We start from the raw sequence: 22133 nt of genomic DNA, 5'->3' as shown, positions 1-22133 counted from the left end.
GTTACCCTGCCACCGAGACGTTCAGTTTCAAATTCTTGGCCAGGAGTTCCAGCGCATCGACGAGTTCCTGGGATGTGACGTCCTCCCGCACGACGATGACAGCTGTCTTCGCGCCTGCCTGCTCGAGACGCTGTAGTTCCGTCACGGCAACTTCCTGCGGAAGCTCCGCCCCGTTCACCTTCCAGGAATTGTCTTTGCCAAGCCTGATGAAAACATCGGGCATTTTAGACGTGGAGACCTGCTGGCCGGCCCGTCCCGCAACGATGTCAACCTCAGAGAAGCGCGTGAATGTCGATGACAGCATGAAAAAAAGCAGCAGGAGGAAGATAACATCGATAAGCGATGTCAGGGACAGTCCGCGTCTCTTGACTGCAACCCTGCTAAACTGCATGGCTCTGCCGTCCGGAAAAATCGACGATGGATTCGTCCTCCAGGCTGGCTACCCTGATCTGCTGTTCCGCCATTAGTTGGGTGGCCATCGTCTCAATCGCGACACGCTCGTTCTCCACCCGGCTTTCGAACCATGTCAGAATCAAGGATACCGGCATTGCGACCGCAAGACCGGCCGCCGTCGTCAGCAGCGCCACCCAGATGCCGCCGGCCAAAATCGAGGGATCGACGGCGTTGCCGGCGCTCTGCAACGTCTGGAATGCCTCGATCATGCCGAGAACAGTGCCGAAGAGCCCGAGCAGCGGAGCTATCTGTGCGATCGCGTCGAGCGCGCGAAACCCGCGCTGCAAGTCATAGAGGCGCGAAAGCGCAATGCGCCCAACTTCTTCTTCGATCACGGATTTCGAGATGCGCCGATCCGCGCCCAGCCGCATCGCTGTCAGCATCACAGCCGCGACGGCTGATTTGTCATTTCTGAGAAGGGAAAGGGCTTCTTCGGATTTACCGTGGGTCCAAAGATGCAATGCAGTGCGGGCGTTCTTCCGCGATCCGACTCCGGAATGGAAGAACTGCACAAATTTGAGGATGATCAGCGCCAGCGCAATTACTGACAGCCCCAGCAATATCGCGACAACCGGACCGCCCAGTTCAACCAGCGACGAGGCCGTCGCGAACAGCTCATTAAACAAGCTGGAGAAATCTGTCATTGCTTAATGCGGGCGCCACGCTTCGGTGATCCGCCCGCCCTTTCAACTCTTTATGGTCATTCTGCGAGGCGTCTACGCCCCTGGGTCAGCTACCGAATTCTATTTCGGTACGGGTCGTCGTTTCGAGCGCCCGAATACAGGTTCCGTCTGCGACGTCCTGGCCCGCGCAGGACGCGGCGTCATTGATCAGCACCCGCGATACGTCAGGACAGGAAATCCCGTCCAGATCGAACTGGCGAACCCGTGTCTTGTTTTGCACGAGGGGACTGAAGTCGAGCACGATCATGCGGTCCACAAGTCCCTTTCCGTTGAAAAGAACTACCTCATAGGCCAGTTGATCAAGGGCAGCGTCGAGACTGTTTCTCACCATGAAAGTGACAAGGCATCCCACTTCGCTCGGTGAAAGGTTGTTGAGTTCAAGAGTGATTTTGGTGTCGTCCGCCGCGTCTTGAGCGCCCGCAGGTAGAGCCGCAGTCGCCAACATGACAGCCGACGCAAGAGGCGCCAGAAATTTCTGGAAGATATGATTTCTCATGGTGATTTCAGACCGCAGAACTGTTGATGCAACCGTCAGTTTGCCACGTAAAACATGACAATTTTCGTCCATTATTCATCACGTTTACAATTTCGGGTCAAGGAAGAATCCTTAATAATTCCGTCTGCAAGCCGCTCGTCACCAGTACTTCAAACGCTTGGCGCGATCCGTGGCCGATAAGGCCACGGATACCGCTTTCGACAGCCTACCAGCCGAACTGCTTGACGAGCGAAACCTTGAAGGTCCGCCCCTTGCTCGGGAAGCCTTCCAGATATTCCTGGTACTGCTCATTGAAAATGTTGTCGACCCGGAAGCGGGCTTCCCAACCCAGCATCGGTCCATCCTGGGGTATCCAGTTGAGATAGATGTCGTGGACGTTGAACGCTTCGGACGGATCACGGGTGTCAACTTCATCCTGGGCGGCCACGAAACGGCTCGTCCATCCGAAGTCGATACCATATTCGGGCATGCTTTTGCCTATCGTGAAGAAGAATTCATCCGGCGCAACGTCGTTGAGATAACCGTCCGTGGTCAAATTGTTGCCGCGAACGAGCGAATAGCCCGCGTTCGAGTAGAAGAGATCCGAGGTGTAGGAGAGTTCCACTTCCACGCCATAGATTTCGGCCTCATCGATATTTTCGTACCGTGGAAACGCGTCACGTCCATTGTCCGTGATCAAGTCCTGAATATCGTTGTAGAAGCCGGTAGTCTTGAGCTGGAAGGAATCGCCGGCCTGCAGGAGATCGTATTTCGAAATCGCGAAACCGGCTTCGTAGTTGAGAGAATTCTCGACACCGAGGCCGATATGCTGCGGATCGAACGGATCCGGGCCAATTGTGTCATACACCTCGTCCAAGGTCGGGATACGCTGCGTTTGTGCGATCGACCCGAAGACGCCGAAATTCTCGTTGAACTTGTAGAGCGCCGCGATCTTCGGAGAGAAGGCCCAGTTGTCGTAATCGGGCACGCCGAAGGGCTGCACGTCGTTGATCGCTGGCGTCAATTCGCGATAGTCGACGCGGGCGCCGGTAATGACGGTCAGCTTTTCGTTCCAAATGAATTCGTTTTGGGCGTAGAAGCCGGTGGTGAAATCGGTTCCTTCCGGATGGGTGCCGGAATCGGAACCGTCACGGGTGCGCTCCTGCTTGATCGTCTGGGAGCCGATCGTCAGGTAATTCTCGAAATTCTCGCCGATATATTCAAATGTATTGTCGATATTGAACTGGAACGACTCATATCCGAATGTCGAGTTGAAGAGATCGCTGCCACCATCCATCGACTGTTCGTTGGTGATGTCGGAGTAGGAGAACTGGATGTTCAGATCCAGCCAGGGATTATCACTGGCGACATTCTCGTAGGCGATGATCGCGGTCTTGTCGGTGATGATTCGTTCGTCGATGTCGCCAAAGGCCGGCTGATCGAATGTCTGCGAATAGGCCTGGTCGGTAGCACCGCCGGTATATTGCTGATACGAGATCCGCAGTTTCTGCTCCATGTTCTCGCCGAAGGTGAACGTTCCCTTGGCAAGCCCATTGGGCGCTGCGACCTCGAGACCCTCGACTTCCATTCCGTCTCCTGTCTCGTAGTCGCCGGTACTGCGGTAGTTGCCCATCAGCAGGATTTCGGCGTGCTCATTGAAGCGATGCGCAAGGATCGCCTGACCGAGATAATCGCCGCCATTCGTCTCGTAGGAGCCTTTCAGACGAAGAACCGTGTTCTGGTCCTCGCCAATGAAGTCCGAAGCGTCCTTCGTCACGAAGTTGATGACGCCGCCCAGTGCGCCGGCCCCGTACAAGGTCGATGACGCGGGACCACGAAGAACTTCAACCTGCTTGTAGAGCTCCGGGTCGGTAAACAGACCGCCCATGCGGTATTGCTCGAAATATTTGCTGACGCCATCGACATTGATGATGATGCGCCCTTCCTCTCCGCCCGACTCAGGCGCGCCGATACCACGAATGTTGAAGGCCTGACCGAGCGCTCCGGTGCCGCCTGTCGCATTAAGGCCCACGACATTGTCGGCGATGTCGGTGATTTCCGTCGCCTGCAGATTGTCGAGGTCTTGCTGATTGACGACCGTTACCGATTGCGGCGTGTCGATAGCGACCTTCTCGACGCCGGCGCCGACGACGATCCGCTGCAAGGCGGTCATGCCGCCGGTCGTTTCTTCGACGATGACCTGTTGTGTGTCATCGACCGTCTCTTCTTCCGTCGTCGTTGAAGCGTCCTGCGCCCACGCGAATCCGGAGCCCGACAGAACCGCCAGCGCCGCACTGCCCAACACTATTTTTCTGAAATGTTCCAGAGTCCCCAAAGCCATATACCTCTCCATACTGATTACTTGCTGGCTGGCCGGAGAGCTTGCTTGCGGACTGCCTTCGATCGAAGGCCTGACTGGATAACGTGGCGCACCCTAGGGACGTCGATATAACTTGACAATCACTTTCCACTATTGCATTCACAGCTAAGTTGATTTTTCTAATCAAGTTACCGAAATGCAACACCTTTGCCGCCAGGCGCCGGTTTGCAATGACATGAATGGCAAAAGAGACCGGACTGACATGATGACATCCGAAGAGACGGAAAACCGCCAGGACAACGCAACGACGGAAGAAGGCGGAATGCGGGTTCTCAACAGCCGCGATCTATTCAAAGGCGCCAGAGAGCTTTGCATCAGGCACGGCGAATTCATCTACCGCCTGCGCATCACGCGCCAGGGCAAACTGATTCTCAACAAATAGGTCATGCACAATGACGAGCAGCGCCGTTTCCAGCCTGGTTGAACCGGGCAATCTCACGCCCGCCGATATTCGCCGGGCGCGGGAAGACAATCCCAAAATACGCGAGCGAGATCTTGCGGCGATGCTCGGCATATCCGAAGCAGTTTATGTCGCAGCATGGTGCGGGATGACCGCGACCCGGATCGAACCGCGCGTCGCCGACCTGCTGACCGGACTGGAAGCCCTCGGCGAGGTCATGGCTCTGACCCGCAACGACAGCGCAGTTCACGAAAAAATCGGGGTCTATGATGGCGTCAAGGTCAGCGAACGCGGCGTTATCATTGTCGGCGAGATGATCGATCTGAGAATCAGATCGCAAGCCTGGTTCCATGGATTCGCCGTGGAAAAGCAGGCCGGGGACAAGATTTCGCGCAGCATCCAGATTTTTGACGCCTGCGGCGACGCTGTGCACAAGGTGCATCTGCGGCCAGACTCGAATATCGACGCCTACCAGAGGCTGGTTGCAAAGCTGACTAGCGAAGATCAGTCGCCGTCCGTCGAGATCGCTCCAAAACCTGCGCCCGTTCCATCGCCGGCGTTGAGCGATGCAGACGTTGTCCGGTTTCGAGACAGCTGGGCAGCCCTGTCGAACGTTCATGAATTCAATGCGTTGCTGCGCGAATTCGGATTGAACCGACACGCTGCCCTCCTGCATATAACGGACGAATTCGGCTGGCGTCTCGACAACGACGCCCTTGCTGCGATGATGAAGCTTGCCGCGAGCGAGCAAACGCCTGTCATGTGTTTCGTCGCCAGTTCCGGCGTTACCCAGATTCATTCGGGGTCGATGGTTGAGATCAAGGAGATGGGGCCCTGGATCAATGTCCTCGATCCGACCTTTCATCTGCATCTGAGGCTTGACCACGTCAAAGAGCTCTGGGCGCTGCGCAAGCCCACCGGAGACGGCCATGTCACGTCGATCGAGGCCTATGACGGAAATGAAAATCTGATCATTCAATTCTTCGGCCTGCGACACCGGGGCGAATCCGAACGCAACGACTGGCGGTTCCTTGTCGAGAACCTGCCACGTCTTTGAGCCTCATCAGACAGGCCAACCACACACGGTTTGGAGACATACATGACTTTGCAGACATTCGCGCGCGGGACGGTTCTGGCGATCGGACTGACGGCTTCACTCACCGGTCCTGTCGCAGCACAAGATCAAAAGGGCGGCGTCGTCGCGATCGGCGGCTCGGTGACCGAAATCATATATGCGCTCGGCGAGCAGGATCAGCTGGTCGCCAGGGACACGACCAGCATGTTCCCGCCAGAGGCTAGCGAATTGCCGGATGTCGGTTACATCCGCGCGCTGTCGCCGGAGGGCGTGCTTTCCGTCAATCCGAAGAAGATCGTGGCGCTTGAAGGCTCCGGACCACCCGAGTCGCTCGATGTCCTGAAAAAGGCCAGCGTTCCGATCGTGATGATCCCCGAAGGCTACAGCCGCGAAGGTATCGTCAACAAGATCAAGGCTGTCGGCGCGGCTGTAGGGGCTGAAGACAAGGCCGCCGATCTCGCAAAGGCTGTCGAGGTGGATGTCGCTTCGGCCGAAAGCAGAGCAGCGGAACCGCGCGACCGCAAGCGGGTTCTCTTCATTCTCAGCATGCAGGGCGGCCGCATCATGGCGGCCGGCGACGGCACCGGCGCCGCAGCAATCATAGAAATGGCCGGCGGCGCCAACGCCCTTTCCGGCGTGGAAGGCTACAAGCAGGTCAGCGACGAAGCCGTGATAGAGGCCGCGCCTGAGGTGATCCTCATGATGGATCGCAGCGGCAACCACGCCGCCGACAACGGCCAACTGTTCGCCCATCCGGCGCTTGCCGGATCACCCGCAGCCGAAAGCAACAGCGTCGTTCGCATGAGCGGAGGCTACCTGCTCGGCTTCGGGCCGCGGACAGCATCGGCCATCGAAGAACTTTCCACCGCCTTGCAGAACGCAGACTGATGCTGCTGCAGACGGCCCGCGCGACGCGCTTCGACACCGGTCGGGCCACGGAAGGCGACCGCGCCGGCAGGGCGCGGATGGCTCTCCTTTTTCTGTTCCTGCTGCTGGTGGTCACCGCTGCATTCAGTCTCGCGACGGGAGCATCGGACGCCTCCGTCCTGTCGATAATCAGAAGCTGGTTCGGCGTGTTCTCCGGAGACGAAACGGCGCTTAGCGCTCGCGACGCGATCATCATCTACGACATCCGCCTGCCGCGCATGGTTCTGGGCGTCCTGATCGGAGCGAGCCTCGCCGTCAGCGGCGCGACAATGCAGGGGCTGTTTCGCAATCCGCTCGCCGATCCAGGCATCGTCGGAGTGTCTGCCGGCGCCGGTCTCGGCGCGATCTGCATGATTGTTTTAGGGAGCACGATTTTCGCGCCGGTGGTCGGTCTTTTCGGCATTTACGCGCTGCCGGTCGCAGCTTTTGGCGGCGGTCTCGCGACGACCTTTCTGCTCTACCATATCTCGACCCGTCAGGGACGCACTTCGGTCGCGACGATGCTTCTCGCAGGCATTGCGCTCGGTGCGCTTGCAGGCGCGTTCACCGGCATTCTTGTGTTTATGGCTGATGATCAGCAACTGCGCGACCTGACCTTCTGGGGTCTCGGTTCACTTGCCGGCGCGACCTGGACCAAGATTATGTCGGCCGGGCCGATTATCGCAGCCGCCCTGATGGCAAGCCCGTTTCTCGCCCGCGCGCTGAACGCCCTGACGCTTGGAGAGGCGACGGCGCATCACATCGGCATATCGGTGCAGAAATTCAAGCGTCTGGCTATTGTGCTTGTCGCCGCCGCTACGGGAGCCTCGGTGGCAGTCAGCGGCGGCATCGGTTTCGTCGGCATTGTGGTGCCGCATCTGCTGCGCCTGTCGATCGGCCCGGATCATCGCTATCTGTTGCCGGCCTCCGCGTTGCTGGGCGCGAGCCTGTTGTTGCTGGCAGACGCCGTCGCGCGCGTCATCGTTGCGCCCGCGGAACTGCCCATCGGCATTGTCACCGCCGCAGTTGGGGCGCCCTTCTTCCTGTGGATCCTGCTCAGCCGTCGCGGCATGCTGGACATGTAACGCGGACGCTCAAATGATCGAAACAGAAAATCTCGGCGTCAAAATCGGCCCCAAGGAAATCGTTGCAGGCGTCTCGTTCCAGGTCGAACCTGGTAGTGTGACGACGATCATCGGGCCAAACGGCAGTGGCAAGACGACAGCGCTGAAGGCGTTGTCCGGCGATCTCGCCTATTCCGGCGCGGCGCGCATTGCAGGCCGCGACATCAATCGCATGAAAGCCTGGGAAATGGCGTCCGTCCGCGCCGTTCTGCCACAGATTTCACACCTCTCGTTTCCGTTCACGGTCCGCGAGGTTGTCCGCATAGGCCTGACCTCCGGCTATTCGGGCGCCTCCGACCGTGATGCAGACGAACTCTCGGAAGAAGCCTTGCGGCGGGTTGACCTCGACGGTTTCGCCGGGCGTTTCTATCAGGAATTGTCAGGCGGCGAGCAGCAGCGCGTCCAGCTTGCGCGCGTTTTGTGCCAGGTCTGGGAACCCGTGGCGGACGGCGAGCCCCGCTACCTGTTTCTGGATGAACCGATTTCCAGCCTCGATATCCGTCACCAGCTGGCGATCATGGATATCGCCGTCGACTTCGCCAGCAGAGGCGGCGGAGTGCTGGCGATACTGCACGACCTCAATCTCACAGCCATGTATTCCGACCGCGTCGTGATCATGCATAGGGGACGATGCATGGGCTTTGGACCGCCGGATGAGGTCCTGCGCGACGACCTTCTTCAGGAGGTTTTCGGATGCCGTTTGCAGGTTGGCGTTACGCCGCCGGTTGGCGCGCGATTCGTGCTTCCGCAATCTGCCCGCTAGGCGTCTCCTCGCGGCCGTTGGCAATCAGCCGTTCTCTCAACGCCGCCGATTGATCGAGCCCCGCTTCAAGCGCAAAAACATAGGCCTGGGTCAGAAAGAAACAGGCGGCGTCGACATCGCCCTGTTCGTCCTTGAAGGCGGCGGCTGCTTCGTAGAGCCAGGCAAGCGCTTGCCCGTCGCTACGTTCATGCGCGGCGAGCAGTTCCGCGTCGATCCGCTCGATGGCGTTCGCGCTCACAGCGCCCGCTTGAACTGGGACGCCACCCAGTGGTGAAACGCATGGGTCGGGCCGTCCATGACAGGAGAGAAGCGCCCGCCATCGAACTTCATCGCATGCCTGCCCTTCTGCATGCCCTCCACGACGAAAATATCCTCTTCAAAAACACCTTTCCAGAGCTCCGCGTTTCGCCGCCGCATGTCGGCCATCGAAGCGTCCTGCATAGCCGGCGAAGCATAATAGATCGCGACCCGCTCCAGCGTCTGCTCCATCGAGGTGGGCACGAGGATGATCGCGAATGTCTGATCTCGGTGAACGCCAAGCAATACGTTGGGATACAGGGCCACGTACTCCGCGCCGGTGGTCCATTTTTCGCCGAGCCCGTCAAAATCGTCGAACTTCTCACCCGTCTTGCTGAGCATCGGTCGATAAACCAGCGTCCCCTGCCCCGAAAAACAGCCGGGCTCGATGATGTTGTAGTGGTCCTCGAGCCGCGAATAGCTGTTCAGGCCAGGATGCACCCAGGGCAAATGATAGCTCTCACAGTAATTTTCGACGGCGAGTTTCCAGTTGGTCGCCGCGTCAAGCTCGAAAGCGCTTTCCTCGCCGCCGAACCAGAACGGTTGTTCGAACTCGCTCCAGCGTTTGATCAGGCTCGACGCATAGTCCGTGAAAGATGGCGCGGCGCCGGACATATTGACGAAGACGATATCCTGCCAGACATGGGAGCGGATTTCGATCAGTCCGAGGCTTGCTCTGTCGATGGCGTCATGGGTGTTGTGACCGGGTCCTCCGACATGCGGCGTCGTGTGCAGCGCTCCTGAATGGTCGTAACACCAGGAATGATAGGGGCAGCGAACGACGCCGGGCAAGCGCTTCTTCTTGTCCACAAGAATCATGCCCCGGTGGCGGCATACATTCTGGAAGACCCTTATGACGCCGTCGCGCCCGCGAAGGACGAAAAGCGGCTGGCTAAGCGCCTCAATGGGCATCGCGTCGCCCGGCTCGGGCGCGTCCTTGCCGAAACACAGGGCCATCCAGTTGTCGAAGAAGACATGTTGCTTCTCGGCCTCGTGGAGAACGGGATCTGTGTAATGTTCGTTAAGTAACCCGCGCGCCTGTTCAACCGGTTGTGTCACCTGATCGAGCGAAAATTGCTGGAAGTGGTTCATGGCTCTCTCCCGAGGCAATGAGAACGGTTCCAGTCTGCGCGCGCCTGCTCGTGGTTTCAATATGAATTCGATTTTACATCGGGTGAGTAGAATTCACGTATTCACGCGGCGTCAACAAGCCAATTGCGCGTCAATTCTTCCGCCGCGCTCAAGGTCCGGTCGCTGTTCCAGGTCAGGTAATAGGCGCTCGGCGCATCGACGCTGGCGTCGGTGATCGGCACAAGACGGTTGGCGTCCAGATAGGTGCGGATCAGACGCCGCCAGCCCAGGACAACGCCAGCGCCTTCTTCAGCCGCCTGAAGCGCAATCGTGTAGTTGTTGAAAGTCTTGTTCACAGGTGCGTTTTTCTTGACCCCGCACAGGCGGAACCACTCGTTCCAGCTCATCCATCCGACATCGATCGCCTGGAGTTGCAGCAGCGGCAGGTCGACAAGGTCCGCCGCATCGCGCACCGGATGATGTTTTGCAAAATCCCGACCGCACACTGGCACGATGACGTCGGCGAACAGCTTTATCGCCGTTGCTCCCTGCCATTTGCCGTCACCGTAGCGGATTACGAGATCGACGTCGGAGCCTTCGAGATCGCTTGCAACATCGGAGACCCGGTGGTTGATATGAATGTCGGGATGCCTTTGCCAGAGCCGCGCAATACGGGGTATCAGCCACAAGCTGGCGACCGCAGTGGAGGCTCCAATTGTTATGGCGCGGTCCGAGTCCGGGGCGCGTATCCGCTCGATCACCGCTGCCGTGCGGCTGAACGAGGTGGCGAGCGTGGCGTAGAGTTCCTCGCCTTCCGGCGTGAGGACAACGCCGCGGTGGACCCGCAAAAACAGTGCAATGCCGATTTCCGCTTCCAGCGCTTTGATCTGGTGGCTTACCGCGCCGGGAGTCACGTTCAACTCCTGGGCCGCGTGCTTCAGACTGAGATGGCGAGCCGCCGCCTCGAAAACCGCAAGCGCCGTCAGGGACGGAAGTCGATAGTGTCGCCGGGTCAAGGTTTCTCCTGTGCATTCAGAAGATCGTCAATCGGCAGATTCGTTCTTTTAAAAGGTAAGGTCAATCGAATTGAAAAGGTCAGTCTCGCGTCACGATGCGAAATCCGTCCGCCGGATGAGACATCCTGACATGGGTGACCGTCTGGCCGTCGAGCCAGGTTGTGCGCTCGATGATAAAAACCGGCTCGTTTGGACCGAGATCCAGATGCTCCGTTTCTTCCGAACCGGCGGCGGCCGCGCGAAAGACATGCTCCGCATTTGAATAGGGCACCGTCTGCAAAAGCCATTCGTTCGGGCTGACCGTCTCGAAACTCTCATCCCCCGCCTGTGGAACGACGTCGAGATTGATCCACCGATTTTCCAGCTGAAAGGGTTTGCCGTCCGCAAAATGCAGGCACATGACATGCAGCGCGCCGGTTTCGGCGGCAAGTCCGAGCTCCGCCTGAATAGCCTGCGGCGGCCTTTCAACGCGGCGGCTGACCAGCAGATAGCTGTAGCGCCTGCCGCTCTGCTCAATTTCGTCCCTGACAATCCGTATGCGGACATGCGCGTCGCGCGTCATGCGCTGGACAACGCGCGTTCCGGCCTTGCGCCGGCGTTCGACAAATCCGTCCTCGGCGAGCGCCTGCATGGCGCGGTTCACCGTGACGCGGGTCGTGCCGAATTCGCCGGCAAGTTCAGCCTCCGGCGGCATCAGCATGCCGGGCTTCCATTCTCCGCTCTTGATACGGTCGAGTAAGGCGCTTTGTATTTCCTTGTATGTCGGCATCAATCAGAGCCTTTCCCGCAAACTGCGCGCCGCCGACCTGAAGGCGTTTTCGACGGCTTCGCGCGCGATGTGACGCCCTTCCCTCACCATATGGCGGCCCGCCGACCAGACATCGCTCACCACGTCGTCATTTCCCGCAAAAAGCCACCCATCGATCAGTTGATCTTCGCGAAGTTCCGCCAAGGCTGCATAATCCGTGTGGATTGCGACAAAATCGGCGAGCCGGCCAGATTCGAGCGCTCCGGCGTTACGCTGCAAGGCCTGCGCCCCGCCGGCAGTGACCGCCTTGAAGAGTGTCGTTCCCGTCGACTGCCCGCCAGCCACCATGACATTGCGCATCCGGTGCTTCAGACGCTGGCTGTATTCGAGCTGGCGCAACTCCTCCGACAGCGAAATACGGATATTGGAGTCCGAGCCGACGCCGAAACGCCCTCCGGCGCCGAGGAAGGTTTCGCCGTTGAAGACACCGTCGCCGAGATTGCCTTCCGTTATCGGACACAGGCCTGCGACGGCTCCGGACGCGGCCAGTCCCAAGGTTTCTTTCCCGGTCATCTGCGTCGCATGGATAAAGCACCAGCGATCGTCAACTGCACAATTATCCAGCATCCAGGCGACCGGGCGCTGGCCCAGCCAGGCCTCGACGTCGCGCACTTCCTTTTCCTGTTCGGCGACGTGCATATGGATCGGCCCATGTGTGAATTCATTAGCGACGAAGCTCAGCAGCTCCGGCGATACGGCGCGCAATGAGTGCGGCGCGACCCCGATGGAGCAATCCGAAGGCAGGGCGCGCAACGCGCCTTTGGCCGCCTCGTAAAGGCGCGAAAAACGCTCGCGGTCACATCCGAAGCGCAACTGCCCTCCGGCCAGAGGCGCCTCGCCCGCGCCGCCATAGGCGTAGAGGACAGGCAGGTGCGTGAGTCCGATGCCGGTCTTTTCGACGGCCGCGAATATGCGCTCCGACAATTCGCCGATATTTTCATAGTCTCGCCCGCCGGTTTGGTGATGCACATAGTGAAATTCGCCGACAGACGCATAACCCGCCTCCAGCATCTCAACATAGACCAGCGCTGCGATCGCCTCGATCTCTTCCGGGGTCAGAATATCGAGGAACCGATACATGAGCGTGCGCCAGCTCCAGAAATCGTCATGTGCCGCCGAGCGATATTCCGTCATCCCGGCCATGGCGCGCTGAAAGGCATGGCTGTGCAGGTTGCCCGGCGCCGGTAGCAGCAGGCGAGAAGACAGAACCTCATCGCCCGGCTTCACGGATGCGCCCTTTTCCACGGCTTCGATCTGACCATCGCCGGCGATGGCGATCCGGACATCGCGGACAATACCTTCGGGAAGCAGCGCCAGGGGTGAAAAAAGGGTTGTCATCAGGCATCCGTATTTGTTGACATAATCTTATTATGAATATACATAATAAATCAAAAGAAGCAAACGGGAACCGAGCCTGATGGCTGACTTCGTCCTCAAGAATGCGCGCATCGCAACGATGACCGACAACGGCGCGCCCTATGGCCTGATCGACAATGGCGCCGTCGCAATAAAGGACGGACGCATCGCTTGGGTTGGCCCGTCGGATGCAATCCCCGCAGACTATGCCGGCCTGGAAACCGAAGAACTCGACGGGCGGCTCGTTACGCCTGCCCTCATCGACTGTCACACCCATATCGTCGCCGGCGGCAATCGCGCCAACGAATTCGAAATGCGGCTGAACGGAGCAAGCTACGAAGAAGTCGCGCGCGCCGGCGGCGGCATTGTTTCGACCGTCAAGGCCACCCGCGCCGCGAGCGAAGACGAACTTCTGGCAGCCGCCCTGCCCCGCGTCGATCAGTTGATCGGCGAAGGCGTCTGCATCATTGAGGTCAAGTCCGGATACGGTCTCGACCTCGAAACGGAACTTCGGATGCTGCGGGTCGCGCGCAGGATCGCTGATGCCCGAGAGATCCGGATACGCACCAGCTTTCTCGGAGCGCACGCAATACCACCCGAATACCGCGATCGGGCCGACGCCTATATCGACGAGGTCTGCATTCCGGCACTGGAACAGGCCGCCGCGGAGAGTCTGGCGGACGCCGTCGACGGCTTTTGCGAATCAATCGCCTTCAATCCTCAGCAGATCGCTCGAGTCTTTGACGCCGCCAGACGTCTGGGCCTGCCGGTCAAGCTTCACGCCGAGCAATTGACCGATCAAGGCGGCGCGAAACTCGCTGCAAGCTACGGCGCCTTGTCCGTCGATCACCTGGAATATGTGCGGGAAGACGGCGTGACCGCCATGAGGGATGCAGGAAGCATCGCCGTCATGCTGCCCGGCGCCTTCTACACATTGCGCGAGAGGCAATTGCCACCGATCGACCTGTTCCGCAAGCACGGCGTCCCCATGGCGGTCGCAACTGACTGCAATCCCGGCTCGTCCCCGCTGTCCTCCTTGCTGACGGCGATGAACATGGCGTGCACGCTCTTCCGCATGACCCCGGAAGAGGTTCTGGACGGCGTGACGCGGATCGCCGCGCAGTCACTCGGCCTTTCGGACGCCGGGATGATCAAGCCGGGCTTCCGGGCCGACATCGCGGTCTGGAATGTCGAAAGCCCGGCGGAACTGGCCTACCGCATCGCCTTCAACCCGCTTCAACGCCGCATCATGGCGTCCAAATCGTCAAAGGAAACATGAACCCGTGAGCAGCCCGATCCTCACTCCCGGCGCAACGACCCTGCGTCAGCTCGAAACCATTTACTGGCAGGATTTGCCGGCGAGGATTGACCCTGCCTGCAAAACCGCAGTCGATCGCGCCGAACAGATTATCCTTAAGGCGGCCGCCGGCGACCAGCCCGTCTACGGCGTCAACACCGGCTTCGGGAAACTCGCAAGCGTCAAGATCGCGGCGGAAGACCGGGTCAAGCTTCAGCGCAATCTCATTCTGTCCCATGCATGCGGCGTCGGTCCGGCGACGCCGCCCCGCGTCGTCAGGCTGATGATGATCCTTAAAATGCTATCTCTCAGCCGCGGCGCATCGGGCGTACGCTGGGGTCTCATCAAGCTGATCGAGAGCATGCTTGAAAAGGGCGTCACACCGGTTATCCCCGCGCAAGGATCGGTCGGCGCGTCCGGCGACCTGGCGCCGTTGGCCCACATGACCTGCGTCATGATCGGCGAAGGCGAAGCCGAGTTCGAGGGCGCGGTCATGAATGGCGCCGATGCGCTGCGCAAAGCCGGCCTCGAACCGCTCGTCCTGCAGGTCAAGGAAGGCGTCGCCTGCATCAACGGCACGCAATTCTCCACCGCCTATGCGCTTGCTGGCCTGTTCGAATCCTGGCGCCACGCGGAGGCGTCCCTTGTCTCCAGCAGTTTGTCTACGGACGCAATCATGGGATCGACCGCGCCAACCCGCGCGGAAATCCATGAACTGCGCGGCCACAGGGGACAGATCGAAACCGCTGCGGCGATCCGGCAGCTCATGGAGGGTTCGGAAATCCGCGAAAGCCACCTCGAAAACGACAGCCGCGTGCAGGATCCCTACTGCATCCGGTGCCAACCGCAGGTCACAGGCGCCTGTATCGATCTGCTGCGGCAGGCTGGCCACACGCTGGAGATCGAAGCCAACGCCGTGACCGACAATCCGCTGATCCTCGACGAGAACAGTATCGTCTCCGGCGGCAATTTTCATGCGGAACCCGTCGCTTTCGCCGCCGACCAGATAGCCATAGCGATCGCCGAGATCGGCGCCATATCGCAGCGTCGTATTGCGCTGATGGTCGATCCGGCGCTCAATTTCGAACTTCCGACGTTTCTCACGCCGCGGCCCGGCCTGAATTCAGGCTACATGATCGCCGAAGTCACCACGGCGGCGCTGATGAGCGAAAACAAGCATCTCGCCAATCCCTGCAGCACGGATTCCACGCCCACGAGCGCGAACCAGGAAGACCACGTCTCCATGGCCGCCCATGGCGCGCGGCGGCTGGAGCGGATGAACTACAATCTCGCCCACATACTCGCGGTCGAATTTCTCTGCGCCACGCAGGGCATAGAATTTCGCAAACCTTTGAAGACGAGCCCTCAATTGCAGAAAGTCGTCGCCCGCATCCGCGTCGATGTACCGACCCTGGAAGACGATCGCCACATCGCAAAAGATCTCAAAGACGTCGCGGAACTGATACAGTCGAGACGCCTGATCCGGGAAAGCGGGTTGGAGCCGTTCATTCATCTGGGGGAAGCATGATGGATCCTGTCGAAGTCGTCCGTGGAAGCGGGCCAATCGTTTTTGGGATGCCGCACACCGGCCTCAACGTGCCCGACGATATCCAAAAAACTCTGAACGCCACCGGCCGTCGGCTGACAGATACGGACTGGAACATTCATCTGCTCTATGACGGGCTGCTCGACGATGTAACGACCGTGCGCGCGACATTCCACCGCTACGTGATCGACGCCAATCGCGATCCGTCCGGCGAAAGCCTCTATCCCGGACAGAACACGACCGGGCTCTGCCCGACCACGGATTTCGACGGCAAACCCCTGTACCGCGAGGGAATGGAGCCCGACGAAGCGGAGGTGGAACGGCGCCTGAGCGCCTTTCATCGCCCCTATCACACCGCCCTGAAGGCGGAACTGGAGCGCGTTCACGCAAAACACGGCGTCGCAATCCTCTATGATTGCCACTCGATCCGCTCTCATATTCCCTTTCTGTTCGAGGGCACACTGCCTGATTTCAACATCGGGACGAACCGTGGAACGACCTGCGACATCGAGATCGAACGCATTGTCGCCGCCTGCTGCAACAGCGCCTACGGCTACACATCGGTGGTCAATGGCCGCTTCAAGGGCGGCTGGACGACGCGCCACTACGGCAAGCCGGAAAACGGCGTCCATGCGATCCAGATGGAGCTCGCGCAGAGATCACACCTAAAGACCGAGGCAGCCCCCTTCGACCTGGATGAGCGCAATGCGAACGCCCTGCGCCATCATCTCGGCGAAATCCTGCACGCTCTCGACACATGGGCGCGCGAGCGGACCTCCGGATCCAAATGAACCATTAGAACTCTACAGGTAACCGACCATGACCAATTCCCGCCATAACCTGCGCGACGTCTACCCGCCGACCGGGCCTGAACTGAACGCCAAATCCTGGCTCACCGAAGCGCCAATGCGCATGTTGATGAACAATCTGCATCCGGATGTCGCCGAAAACCCGCATGAGCTCACCGTCTATGGCGGCATCGGCCGCGCAGCGCGAAACTGGGAGGCCTTCGATCAGATCGTCGCCTCTCTCAAGACGCTGGAAGACGACGAAACCCTGCTTGTCCAGTCCGGAAAACCGGTTGGCGTCTTCAAGACCCATGCGGATGCGCCGCGCGTGTTGATCGCCAACTCAAACATCGTCCCGCACTGGGCCAACTGGGACCACTTCCACGAGCTCGATAAGAAGGGCCTGATGATGTACGGCCAGATGACGGCCGGCTCCTGGATCTATATCGGGAGCCAGGGCATCGTGCAGGGCACTTACGAAACCTTCGCCGAGGCCGGCCGCCAGCATTTTGACGGCAACCTCAAGGGCAAGTGGATCCTGACCGGTGGCCTTGGCGGCATGGGCGGCGCGCAGCCGCTTGCCGCCACAATGGCCGGCGCGAGTATGCTCGCGGTTGAATGCAATCCCGACAGCATCGATTTCCGACTGCGCACCCGCTACCTCGACGAGCGCGCCGAGACACTGGACGAAGCGCTGGCGATGATCGACCGCTGGACAAAGGCCGGCGAAGCCAAGTCTGTGGGCCTGCTCGGCAACGCCGCAGACGTCTTTCCCGAACTGGTGCGTCGCGGCGTGAAGCCGGATATGGTCACCGACCAGACCTCCGCCCACGATCCGCTCAACGGATATCTGCCGCAGGGCTGGACGCTCGCCGAGTGGCGCGAGAAACGCGAGAGCGATCCGAAGACGGTCGAAAAGGCGGCGCGCGCCTCGATGAAGGTGCATGTGGCAGCCATGGTCGATTTCTGGAACATGGGCATCCCGACGCTCGACTATGGAAACAATATTCGCCAGGTCGCCAAGGAAGAGGGTCTGGAAAACGCCTTCGCCTTCCCCGGTTTCGTGCCGGCTTATATCCGGCCGCTCTTCTGCCGCGGCGTTGGCCCGTTCCGCTGGGCTGCCCTGTCAGGCGATCCGGAGGACATCTATCGCACCGACGAGAAGGTCAAGGAAATCATTCCCGACGACCCGCACCTGCACAACTGGCTGGACATGGCGCGCGAACGGATTTCCTTCCAGGGCCTGCCTGCCCGTATCTGCTGGGTCGGCCTTGGCCAACGGCATCGCCTCGGCCTCGCCTTCAACGAAATGGTCCGAAACGGCGAGTTGAAGGCCCCTGTCGTCATCGGTCGCGACCATCTCGATTCGGGATCGGTGGCCTCTCCCAATCGCGAGACTGAAGCAATGAAGGACGGATCTGACGCCGTGTCCGACTGGCCGCTCCTGAACGCGCTCCTCAACTGCGCATCGGGCGCCACCTGGGTGAGCCTGCACCATGGCGGAGGCGTTGGTATGGGATTCTCCCAGCACGCCGGCATGGTGATCTGTTGCGACGGCACGGAAGACGCCGATGCGCGCATCGGTCGGGTGCTTTGGAACGACCCGGCCTCCGGCGTGATGCGCCACGCCGACGCCGGCTATGAAATTGCCATCGACTGCGCGAAGGTCAACGGACTGCGTTTGCCGGGCATCCTCGGAAACTGAACCTCACGCGCTCCTGCACCCTGACGCCAGCCAATGAGCCGGCGTCAGGCAGCCCGGTCTAACGGTATATTTTCTGAAGACTTTGAAGTTTCCATTGAAAGACTTTTCGGGAAGCAACTGGTACTTTTTCGCAAAAGCGAGATAGGATAGATTCAAACCGTTCTATTTCAGCGTCAGGAGAAAGTATGAGCGTACCCGTCCGTAAGCAGATCCGCTTCATCCTCAATGACCGGCCGATCAGTCTCGACGATATCGCTCCCGACTTCACCCTTCTCGATTTCCTTCGCATCGACCAGAGACTGACCGGCACGAAAGAAGGCTGCGCCGAAGGCGATTGCGGCGCCTGCACGGTGCTTGTGGGTCGGCTCGGCGTCAGCGGCCTTGTCTACGAAACCGTCAACGCCTGCATTCGTTTTGTCGGCTCGCTCGACGCATGCCACGTCGTCACGATCGAGTATCTGGCCGCCGCTGACGGCGCGCTTCACCCGGTCCAGCAGGCGATGGTCGACCGGCACGGCTCGCAATGCGGGTTCTGCACGCCCGGCATCGTCATGTCGCTTTACGATCTGTGGCTCGAAACGTCCGACGCGACGCCTGCGGCGATAGAAAAGGCGCTACAGGGCAATCTTTGTCGTTGCACCGGATACGAGACCATCATCGAGGCGGCGAAAGCGGCGAGCAGCGTCGCAAGCGACGACGATCGCCTCGTCGCCGGCAGGGCGGCCATGGAAGCCAGGCTGAGCGAATTGCGCGACGGCGCCCGCGTCGAAATCGAAACCGGCAAGGGAACGATATTCGTTCCGGCTACCGTGGACGATCTCGCAGATATTCTGGAAGCCAATCCCGAGGCGACAATCGTCGCTGGCTCCACCGATGTCGGCCTGTGGGTCACAAAAAAGTTCCGCTCGATCACGCCGGTGGTCTTCATCAACAATCTCGTCGAACTGAAGCAGATCACCGAGACAAGCGAGGGTCTGACGCTCGGCGCCGGCGTTAGCTACAGCGACGCCTTCGAGGCGATCGCAAAACGCTATCCGACAATGCTCGGCTTCTGGGAGCGCATCGGCGGCGAACAGGTGCGCAACATGGGCACCGTCGGCGGCAACATAGCCAATGGGTCTCCGATTGGCGACACCCCGCCGCCGCTCATTGCGTTGTCGGCGCAGGTGACCCTGCGCAAGGGCGCAAGCGAGCGCACATTGCCGCTTGAGGACTTCTTCATCGACTACGGGAAGCAGGACCGCCAGCCCGGAGAATTTGTTTCGGCGGTCCATATTCCGGCGCTGGACGCATCGCGCATTTTCGCCGCCTACAAGATCTCCAAGCGGCGAGACGAGGATATCTCGGCTGTCTGCGGCGCCTTCAACGTCAAGATCGCGTCGGGTCGCGTCTCCGATGTCCGCATCGCCTTCGGCGGCATGGCCGCAACGCCGAAACGGGCGTCCGCCGTCGAAGCGGCGCTCAAGGACCAGCCCTGGAACGAAGCCACGATCGACACCGCCATGGGAATGTTCGAAAAAGACTTCCAGCCGCTCACCGACTGGCGTGCGACTGCGGACTACAGGCTTCTGGTTGCGAAGAACCTGCTCAAGCGGTTCTTCCTGGAGACGGAAGGCAATTCGGTCGTCATCGAACGGTACGAAACGGCGGGAGCATGACCATGGAACAGACATCCGCCAGCAGCACGGAAATCTCCGGCGGCGTTCACGCGCCGCGCCGACATGATTCCGCCCACAAGCACGTCACCGGAACGGCTGAATATACCGACGATATCGGCGAACCGATCGGCACGCTGCACGCCGCGCTCGGCATGACCGATCGCGCCCATGCGAAAATCGTCTCGATCAATCTCGACAAGGTGCGCGATGCTTCCGGCGTCGTCGACGTGCTGACGGCGGACGACGTGCCGGGCGTCAACGACATCAGCCCGAACGGTCTCGACGACGAGCCGATCCTGATCACCGACACTTGTCTCTATCACGGCCAGCCGATCTTCGCCGTGATCGCCAAAACGCGCGAGCAAGCCCGCAGGGCCGCGACCCTCGCTGAAATCGAGTATGAGGATCTCCCCTTCGAGACCGACGTCGTCGGCGCCATGAACGCCGGATACAAGCACGTCACCGATCCGCTGAAACTGCAATACGGCGACGTGGACACGACGCTCGCCAATGGCACAAACCGCTTTTCAGGCGAAATGCGCGTCGGCGGACAGGATCATTTCTATCTCGAAGGCCAGATCTCGCTGGTCGTGCCCGGCGAGGACGACGAAGTCACCGTCTACGCATCGACCCAGCATCCGAGCGAGATCCAGCACATGGTGTCGCACGCGCTCGGAACCTCATCCAACGCAGTCACCGTGAATGTCCGCCGCATGGGCGGCGGTTTCGGCGGCAAGGAGACCCAGGGCAACATCTTCGCCGCCATCGCCGCCATCGCGGCCAAACGGCTCAAGCGACCCGTCAAGATCAGGCCGGACCGCGACGAGGACATGACCGTCACCGGCAAGCGGCATGATTTCCACATCGCCTACGACGTCGCCTACGATAATGACGGCCGGATCGAGGCGCTTGAGGCGACCTTCGCCGCCCGCTGCGGCTTCTCCTCCGACCTGTCGGGACCGGTGACTGACCGCGCGCTCTTCCATGTCGACAATTGCTATTTCCTGCCGAACACTCGCCTGACCTCCCGGCCGATGATGACCAATACGGTCTCGAACACCGCCTTTCGCGGTTTCGGCGGCCCGCAGGGCATGATCGGCGGCGAACGGGTGATCGAGGAAATCGCCTACCGGCTGGGCAGGGATCCGCTGGATATCCGCCGGGTCAACTTCTACGACGAGGACAAGCGCAACGTTACGCCCTACCACCAGAAGGTGGAAGACAACATCATCGCGCGCATCGTCGACGAGATCGAGGAAAGCTCCGATTATCAGGCGCGGCGCAAGGCGGTCATCGACTTCAACCGGACGAGCAAGATCATCCGCAAGGGGATCGCGCTCACGCCCGTCAAGTTCGGCATTTCCTTCACCGCCACCTTCTTTAACCAGGCGGGCGCCCTCGTCCATGTCTACCAGGACGGCTCTGTCCATCTGAACCATGGCGGCACCGAGATGGGCCAGGGTCTCAATACAAAAGTGGCCCAGGTTGTCGCGGACGAATTCCAGATCGACCTGGAAAATGTACGCATCACGGCGACCCACACCGGCAAGGTGCCGAACACGTCGGCGACCGCCGCTTCTTCCGGCTCCGACCTCAACGGCATGGCCGCAGCCAATGCCGCGCAGCAGATCAAGACGCGGCTGGTGATGTTCGCTTCCGAGCAATACGGCGTGCCTGAAGAACAGATCGATTTCGTGCCGAACCACATGCGCGTCGGCAACCAGTTGATCCCGTTCGCCGACATGATCAAGCAGGCCTATATGGCGCGTGTGCAGCTGTCGGCCGCCGGATTCTACAAGACGCCGAAAATCCACTGGGACCGCGACAAGGGCCAGGGCCGACCGTTCTTCTATTTCGCCTACGGGGCTTCAGTTTCCGAAGTCAGCATCGATACGCTGACCGGCGAGTATCATGTCGACCGTGTCGACATCCTCCACGACGTCGGCAAGTCGCTCAATCCGGCGATCGACCTTGGACAGGTTCAGGGCGGTTTCGTGCAGGGTATGGGCTGGCTGACGACAGAAGAACTATGGTGGGACGACAAGGGCAGGCTGCGCACCCACGCGCCGTCGACCTACAAGATACCGCTCGCTTCCGACAAGCCGAAGACTTTCAACGTGACGCTCGCCCAGTGGTCGACCAATCGCGAACGCACAATCCGGCGCTCCAAGGCTGTCGGCGAACCGCCGTTCATGCTCGCCAATTCCGTACTCGAGGCCCTTTCGATGGCCGTCGCCAGTGTGGCCCATTACCGTGTCTGCCCGTGCCTCGACGCACCGGCGACACCCGAACGCATTCTCATGGCCGTCGAACGGATGAAGAAGGCATGATC

Annotated in this window: 20 protein-coding genes; 11 read left to right on the top strand and 9 right to left on the bottom strand. The window is 60.1% G+C overall.

Annotation, left to right across the window (positions count from 1 at the left end):
• Position 1 precedes the first annotated feature (1 nt).
• The 4 genes from AAFN47_RS14885 to AAFN47_RS14870 all read right to left on the bottom strand — a co-directional run bounded on the left by AAFN47_RS14885 (position 2) and on the right by AAFN47_RS14870 (position 3952).
• Positions 2–391 carry an ExbD/TolR family protein gene (locus tag AAFN47_RS14885; RefSeq protein WP_499810033.1) on the bottom strand — a complete coding sequence of 130 codons (390 nt, stop codon included), beginning with the start codon at positions 389–391 and terminating at the stop codon, positions 2–4.
• Positions 381–1097, bottom strand: coding sequence for a MotA/TolQ/ExbB proton channel family protein (locus AAFN47_RS14880; RefSeq protein ID WP_499810032.1), 717 nt, complete (start codon positions 1095–1097; stop codon positions 381–383). The genes AAFN47_RS14885 and AAFN47_RS14880 overlap by 11 nt, the downstream gene beginning before the upstream one ends.
• Positions 1098–1182: 85 nt before the next feature.
• Positions 1183–1632, bottom strand: a complete 450-nt coding sequence (locus AAFN47_RS14875; protein ID WP_499810031.1) for a hypothetical protein — start codon at positions 1630–1632, stop codon at positions 1183–1185.
• Between the two features lie 205 nt (positions 1633–1837).
• On the bottom strand, positions 1838–3952 hold the full coding sequence (locus AAFN47_RS14870; protein ID WP_499810030.1) for a TonB-dependent receptor domain-containing protein: 2115 nt from the start codon (positions 3950–3952) through the stop codon (positions 1838–1840).
• 241 nt (positions 3953–4193) lie between these two features.
• Between AAFN47_RS14870 and hemP the strand changes: the two genes are divergently transcribed.
• Genes hemP through AAFN47_RS14845 form a run of 5 tightly spaced genes read left to right on the top strand, consistent with a single transcriptional unit; the run spans position 4194 to position 8259 of the window.
• Complete coding sequence (hemP, locus tag AAFN47_RS14865) at positions 4194–4373, top strand: hemin uptake protein HemP (RefSeq protein ID WP_499810029.1); 180 nt, start codon at positions 4194–4196, stop codon at positions 4371–4373.
• 10 nt (positions 4374–4383) lie between these two features.
• Entirely contained in the window at positions 4384–5448 is a 1065-nt protein-coding gene (locus AAFN47_RS14860) for a hemin-degrading factor (protein ID WP_499810028.1), read from the top strand.
• Positions 5449–5490: 42 nt separating this feature from the next.
• The gene (locus AAFN47_RS14855) at positions 5491–6354 is read left to right on the top strand and encodes a heme/hemin ABC transporter substrate-binding protein (protein WP_499810027.1); all 864 of its coding nucleotides are present in this window, start codon (positions 5491–5493) and stop codon (positions 6352–6354) included.
• Positions 6354–7457, top strand: a complete 1104-nt coding sequence (locus tag AAFN47_RS14850) for a FecCD family ABC transporter permease (RefSeq protein WP_499810026.1) — start codon at positions 6354–6356, stop codon at positions 7455–7457. The genes AAFN47_RS14855 and AAFN47_RS14850 overlap by 1 nt, the downstream gene beginning before the upstream one ends.
• A gap of 13 nt (positions 7458–7470) precedes the next feature.
• Positions 7471–8259, top strand: a complete 789-nt coding sequence (locus AAFN47_RS14845; RefSeq protein WP_499810025.1) for a heme ABC transporter ATP-binding protein — start codon at positions 7471–7473, stop codon at positions 8257–8259.
• On the opposite strand, the gene AAFN47_RS14840 is transcribed toward AAFN47_RS14845, so the two are convergent.
• The 5 genes from AAFN47_RS14840 to AAFN47_RS14820 form a co-directional block, all read right to left on the bottom strand.
• Positions 8210–8497, bottom strand: a complete 288-nt coding sequence (locus AAFN47_RS14840) for a hypothetical protein (protein ID WP_499810024.1) — start codon at positions 8495–8497, stop codon at positions 8210–8212. The two genes, AAFN47_RS14845 and AAFN47_RS14840, sit on opposite strands and share 50 nt — an antisense overlap.
• Positions 8494–9648 carry an aromatic ring-hydroxylating oxygenase subunit alpha gene (locus AAFN47_RS14835; RefSeq protein ID WP_499810023.1) on the bottom strand — a complete coding sequence of 385 codons (1155 nt, stop codon included), beginning with the start codon at positions 9646–9648 and terminating at the stop codon, positions 8494–8496. Before AAFN47_RS14835 ends, AAFN47_RS14840 begins: the two co-directional genes overlap by 4 nt.
• 101 nt (positions 9649–9749) lie before the next feature.
• Positions 9750–10643 carry a LysR substrate-binding domain-containing protein gene (locus AAFN47_RS14830; RefSeq protein ID WP_499810022.1) on the bottom strand — a complete coding sequence of 298 codons (894 nt, stop codon included), beginning with the start codon at positions 10641–10643 and terminating at the stop codon, positions 9750–9752.
• Between the two features lie 79 nt (positions 10644–10722).
• Positions 10723–11412: a histidine utilization transcriptional repressor HutC gene (gene hutC / locus AAFN47_RS14825; RefSeq protein WP_499810021.1), complete on the bottom strand. Its 690-nt coding sequence runs from the start codon at positions 11410–11412 to the stop codon at positions 10723–10725.
• A 3-nt stretch (positions 11413–11415) separates the two neighbouring features.
• Positions 11416–12789, bottom strand: a complete 1374-nt coding sequence (locus AAFN47_RS14820) for a formimidoylglutamate deiminase (protein ID WP_499810020.1) — start codon at positions 12787–12789, stop codon at positions 11416–11418.
• Positions 12790–12868: 79 nt separating this feature from the next.
• Between AAFN47_RS14820 and hutI the strand changes: the two genes are divergently transcribed.
• From hutI to xdhB, 6 genes are all read left to right on the top strand, one after another.
• A complete protein-coding gene (hutI, locus tag AAFN47_RS14815; protein ID WP_499810019.1) occupies positions 12869–14086 on the top strand; it encodes an imidazolonepropionase in 1218 nt (405 codons plus the stop codon).
• Positions 14087–14090: 4 nt separating this feature from the next.
• Positions 14091–15632 carry a histidine ammonia-lyase gene (gene hutH, locus AAFN47_RS14810; RefSeq protein WP_499810018.1) on the top strand — a complete coding sequence of 514 codons (1542 nt, stop codon included), beginning with the start codon at positions 14091–14093 and terminating at the stop codon, positions 15630–15632.
• The gene (gene hutG, locus AAFN47_RS14805) at positions 15629–16441 is read left to right on the top strand and encodes an N-formylglutamate deformylase (protein WP_499810017.1); all 813 of its coding nucleotides are present in this window, start codon (positions 15629–15631) and stop codon (positions 16439–16441) included. Before hutH ends, hutG begins: the two co-directional genes overlap by 4 nt.
• A 28-nt stretch (positions 16442–16469) precedes the next feature.
• Positions 16470–18143: a urocanate hydratase gene (gene hutU, locus AAFN47_RS14800; protein WP_499810016.1), complete on the top strand. Its 1674-nt coding sequence runs from the start codon at positions 16470–16472 to the stop codon at positions 18141–18143.
• A gap of 185 nt (positions 18144–18328) precedes the next feature.
• The gene (gene xdhA, locus AAFN47_RS14795; protein ID WP_499810015.1) at positions 18329–19801 is read left to right on the top strand and encodes a xanthine dehydrogenase small subunit; all 1473 of its coding nucleotides are present in this window, start codon (positions 18329–18331) and stop codon (positions 19799–19801) included.
• 2 nt (positions 19802–19803) lie between these two features.
• Positions 19804–22131 (top strand): xanthine dehydrogenase molybdopterin binding subunit, encoded by a 2328-nt coding sequence (xdhB, locus tag AAFN47_RS14790; protein WP_499810014.1) that lies wholly within the window; start codon positions 19804–19806, stop codon positions 22129–22131.
• Positions 22132–22133: the final 2 nt, after the last annotated feature.

Source organism: Hoeflea sp. CAU 1731 (assembly GCF_039888615.1).
GTDB lineage: Bacteria > Pseudomonadota > Alphaproteobacteria > Rhizobiales > Rhizobiaceae > Flavimaribacter.
The sequence above is the reverse complement of the archived record's forward strand: the minus strand, read 5'-3'. Positions and strand labels throughout refer to the sequence as shown.

Excerpts from the sequence above, each read along its gene's own strand:
- AAFN47_RS14885 (WP_499810033.1), bottom strand. The coding sequence starts at position 391 with ATGCAGTTTAGCAGGGTTGCAGTCAAGAGACGCGGACTGTCCCTGACA.
- AAFN47_RS14880 (WP_499810032.1), bottom strand. The coding sequence starts at position 1,097 with ATGACAGATTTCTCCAGCTTGTTTAATGAGCTGTTCGCGACGGCCTCG.
- AAFN47_RS14875 (WP_499810031.1), bottom strand. The coding sequence starts at position 1,632 with ATGAGAAATCATATCTTCCAGAAATTTCTGGCGCCTCTTGCGTCGGCT.
- AAFN47_RS14870 (WP_499810030.1), bottom strand. The coding sequence starts at position 3,952 with ATGGCTTTGGGGACTCTGGAACATTTCAGAAAAATAGTGTTGGGCAGT.
- hemP (WP_499810029.1), top strand. The coding sequence starts at position 4,194 with ATGATGACATCCGAAGAGACGGAAAACCGCCAGGACAACGCAACGACG.
- AAFN47_RS14860 (WP_499810028.1), top strand. The coding sequence starts at position 4,384 with ATGACGAGCAGCGCCGTTTCCAGCCTGGTTGAACCGGGCAATCTCACG.
- AAFN47_RS14855 (WP_499810027.1), top strand. The coding sequence starts at position 5,491 with ATGACTTTGCAGACATTCGCGCGCGGGACGGTTCTGGCGATCGGACTG.
- AAFN47_RS14850 (WP_499810026.1), top strand. The coding sequence starts at position 6,354 with ATGCTGCTGCAGACGGCCCGCGCGACGCGCTTCGACACCGGTCGGGCC.
- AAFN47_RS14845 (WP_499810025.1), top strand. The coding sequence starts at position 7,471 with ATGATCGAAACAGAAAATCTCGGCGTCAAAATCGGCCCCAAGGAAATC.
- AAFN47_RS14835 (WP_499810023.1), bottom strand. The coding sequence starts at position 9,648 with ATGAACCACTTCCAGCAATTTTCGCTCGATCAGGTGACACAACCGGTT.
- hutC (WP_499810021.1), bottom strand. The coding sequence starts at position 11,412 with ATGCCGACATACAAGGAAATACAAAGCGCCTTACTCGACCGTATCAAG.
- AAFN47_RS14820 (WP_499810020.1), bottom strand. The coding sequence starts at position 12,789 with ATGACAACCCTTTTTTCACCCCTGGCGCTGCTTCCCGAAGGTATTGTC.
- hutI (WP_499810019.1), top strand. The coding sequence starts at position 12,869 with ATGGCTGACTTCGTCCTCAAGAATGCGCGCATCGCAACGATGACCGAC.
- hutG (WP_499810017.1), top strand. The coding sequence starts at position 15,629 with ATGATGGATCCTGTCGAAGTCGTCCGTGGAAGCGGGCCAATCGTTTTT.
- hutU (WP_499810016.1), top strand. The coding sequence starts at position 16,470 with ATGACCAATTCCCGCCATAACCTGCGCGACGTCTACCCGCCGACCGGG.
- xdhA (WP_499810015.1), top strand. The coding sequence starts at position 18,329 with ATGAGCGTACCCGTCCGTAAGCAGATCCGCTTCATCCTCAATGACCGG.
- xdhB (WP_499810014.1), top strand. The coding sequence starts at position 19,804 with ATGGAACAGACATCCGCCAGCAGCACGGAAATCTCCGGCGGCGTTCAC.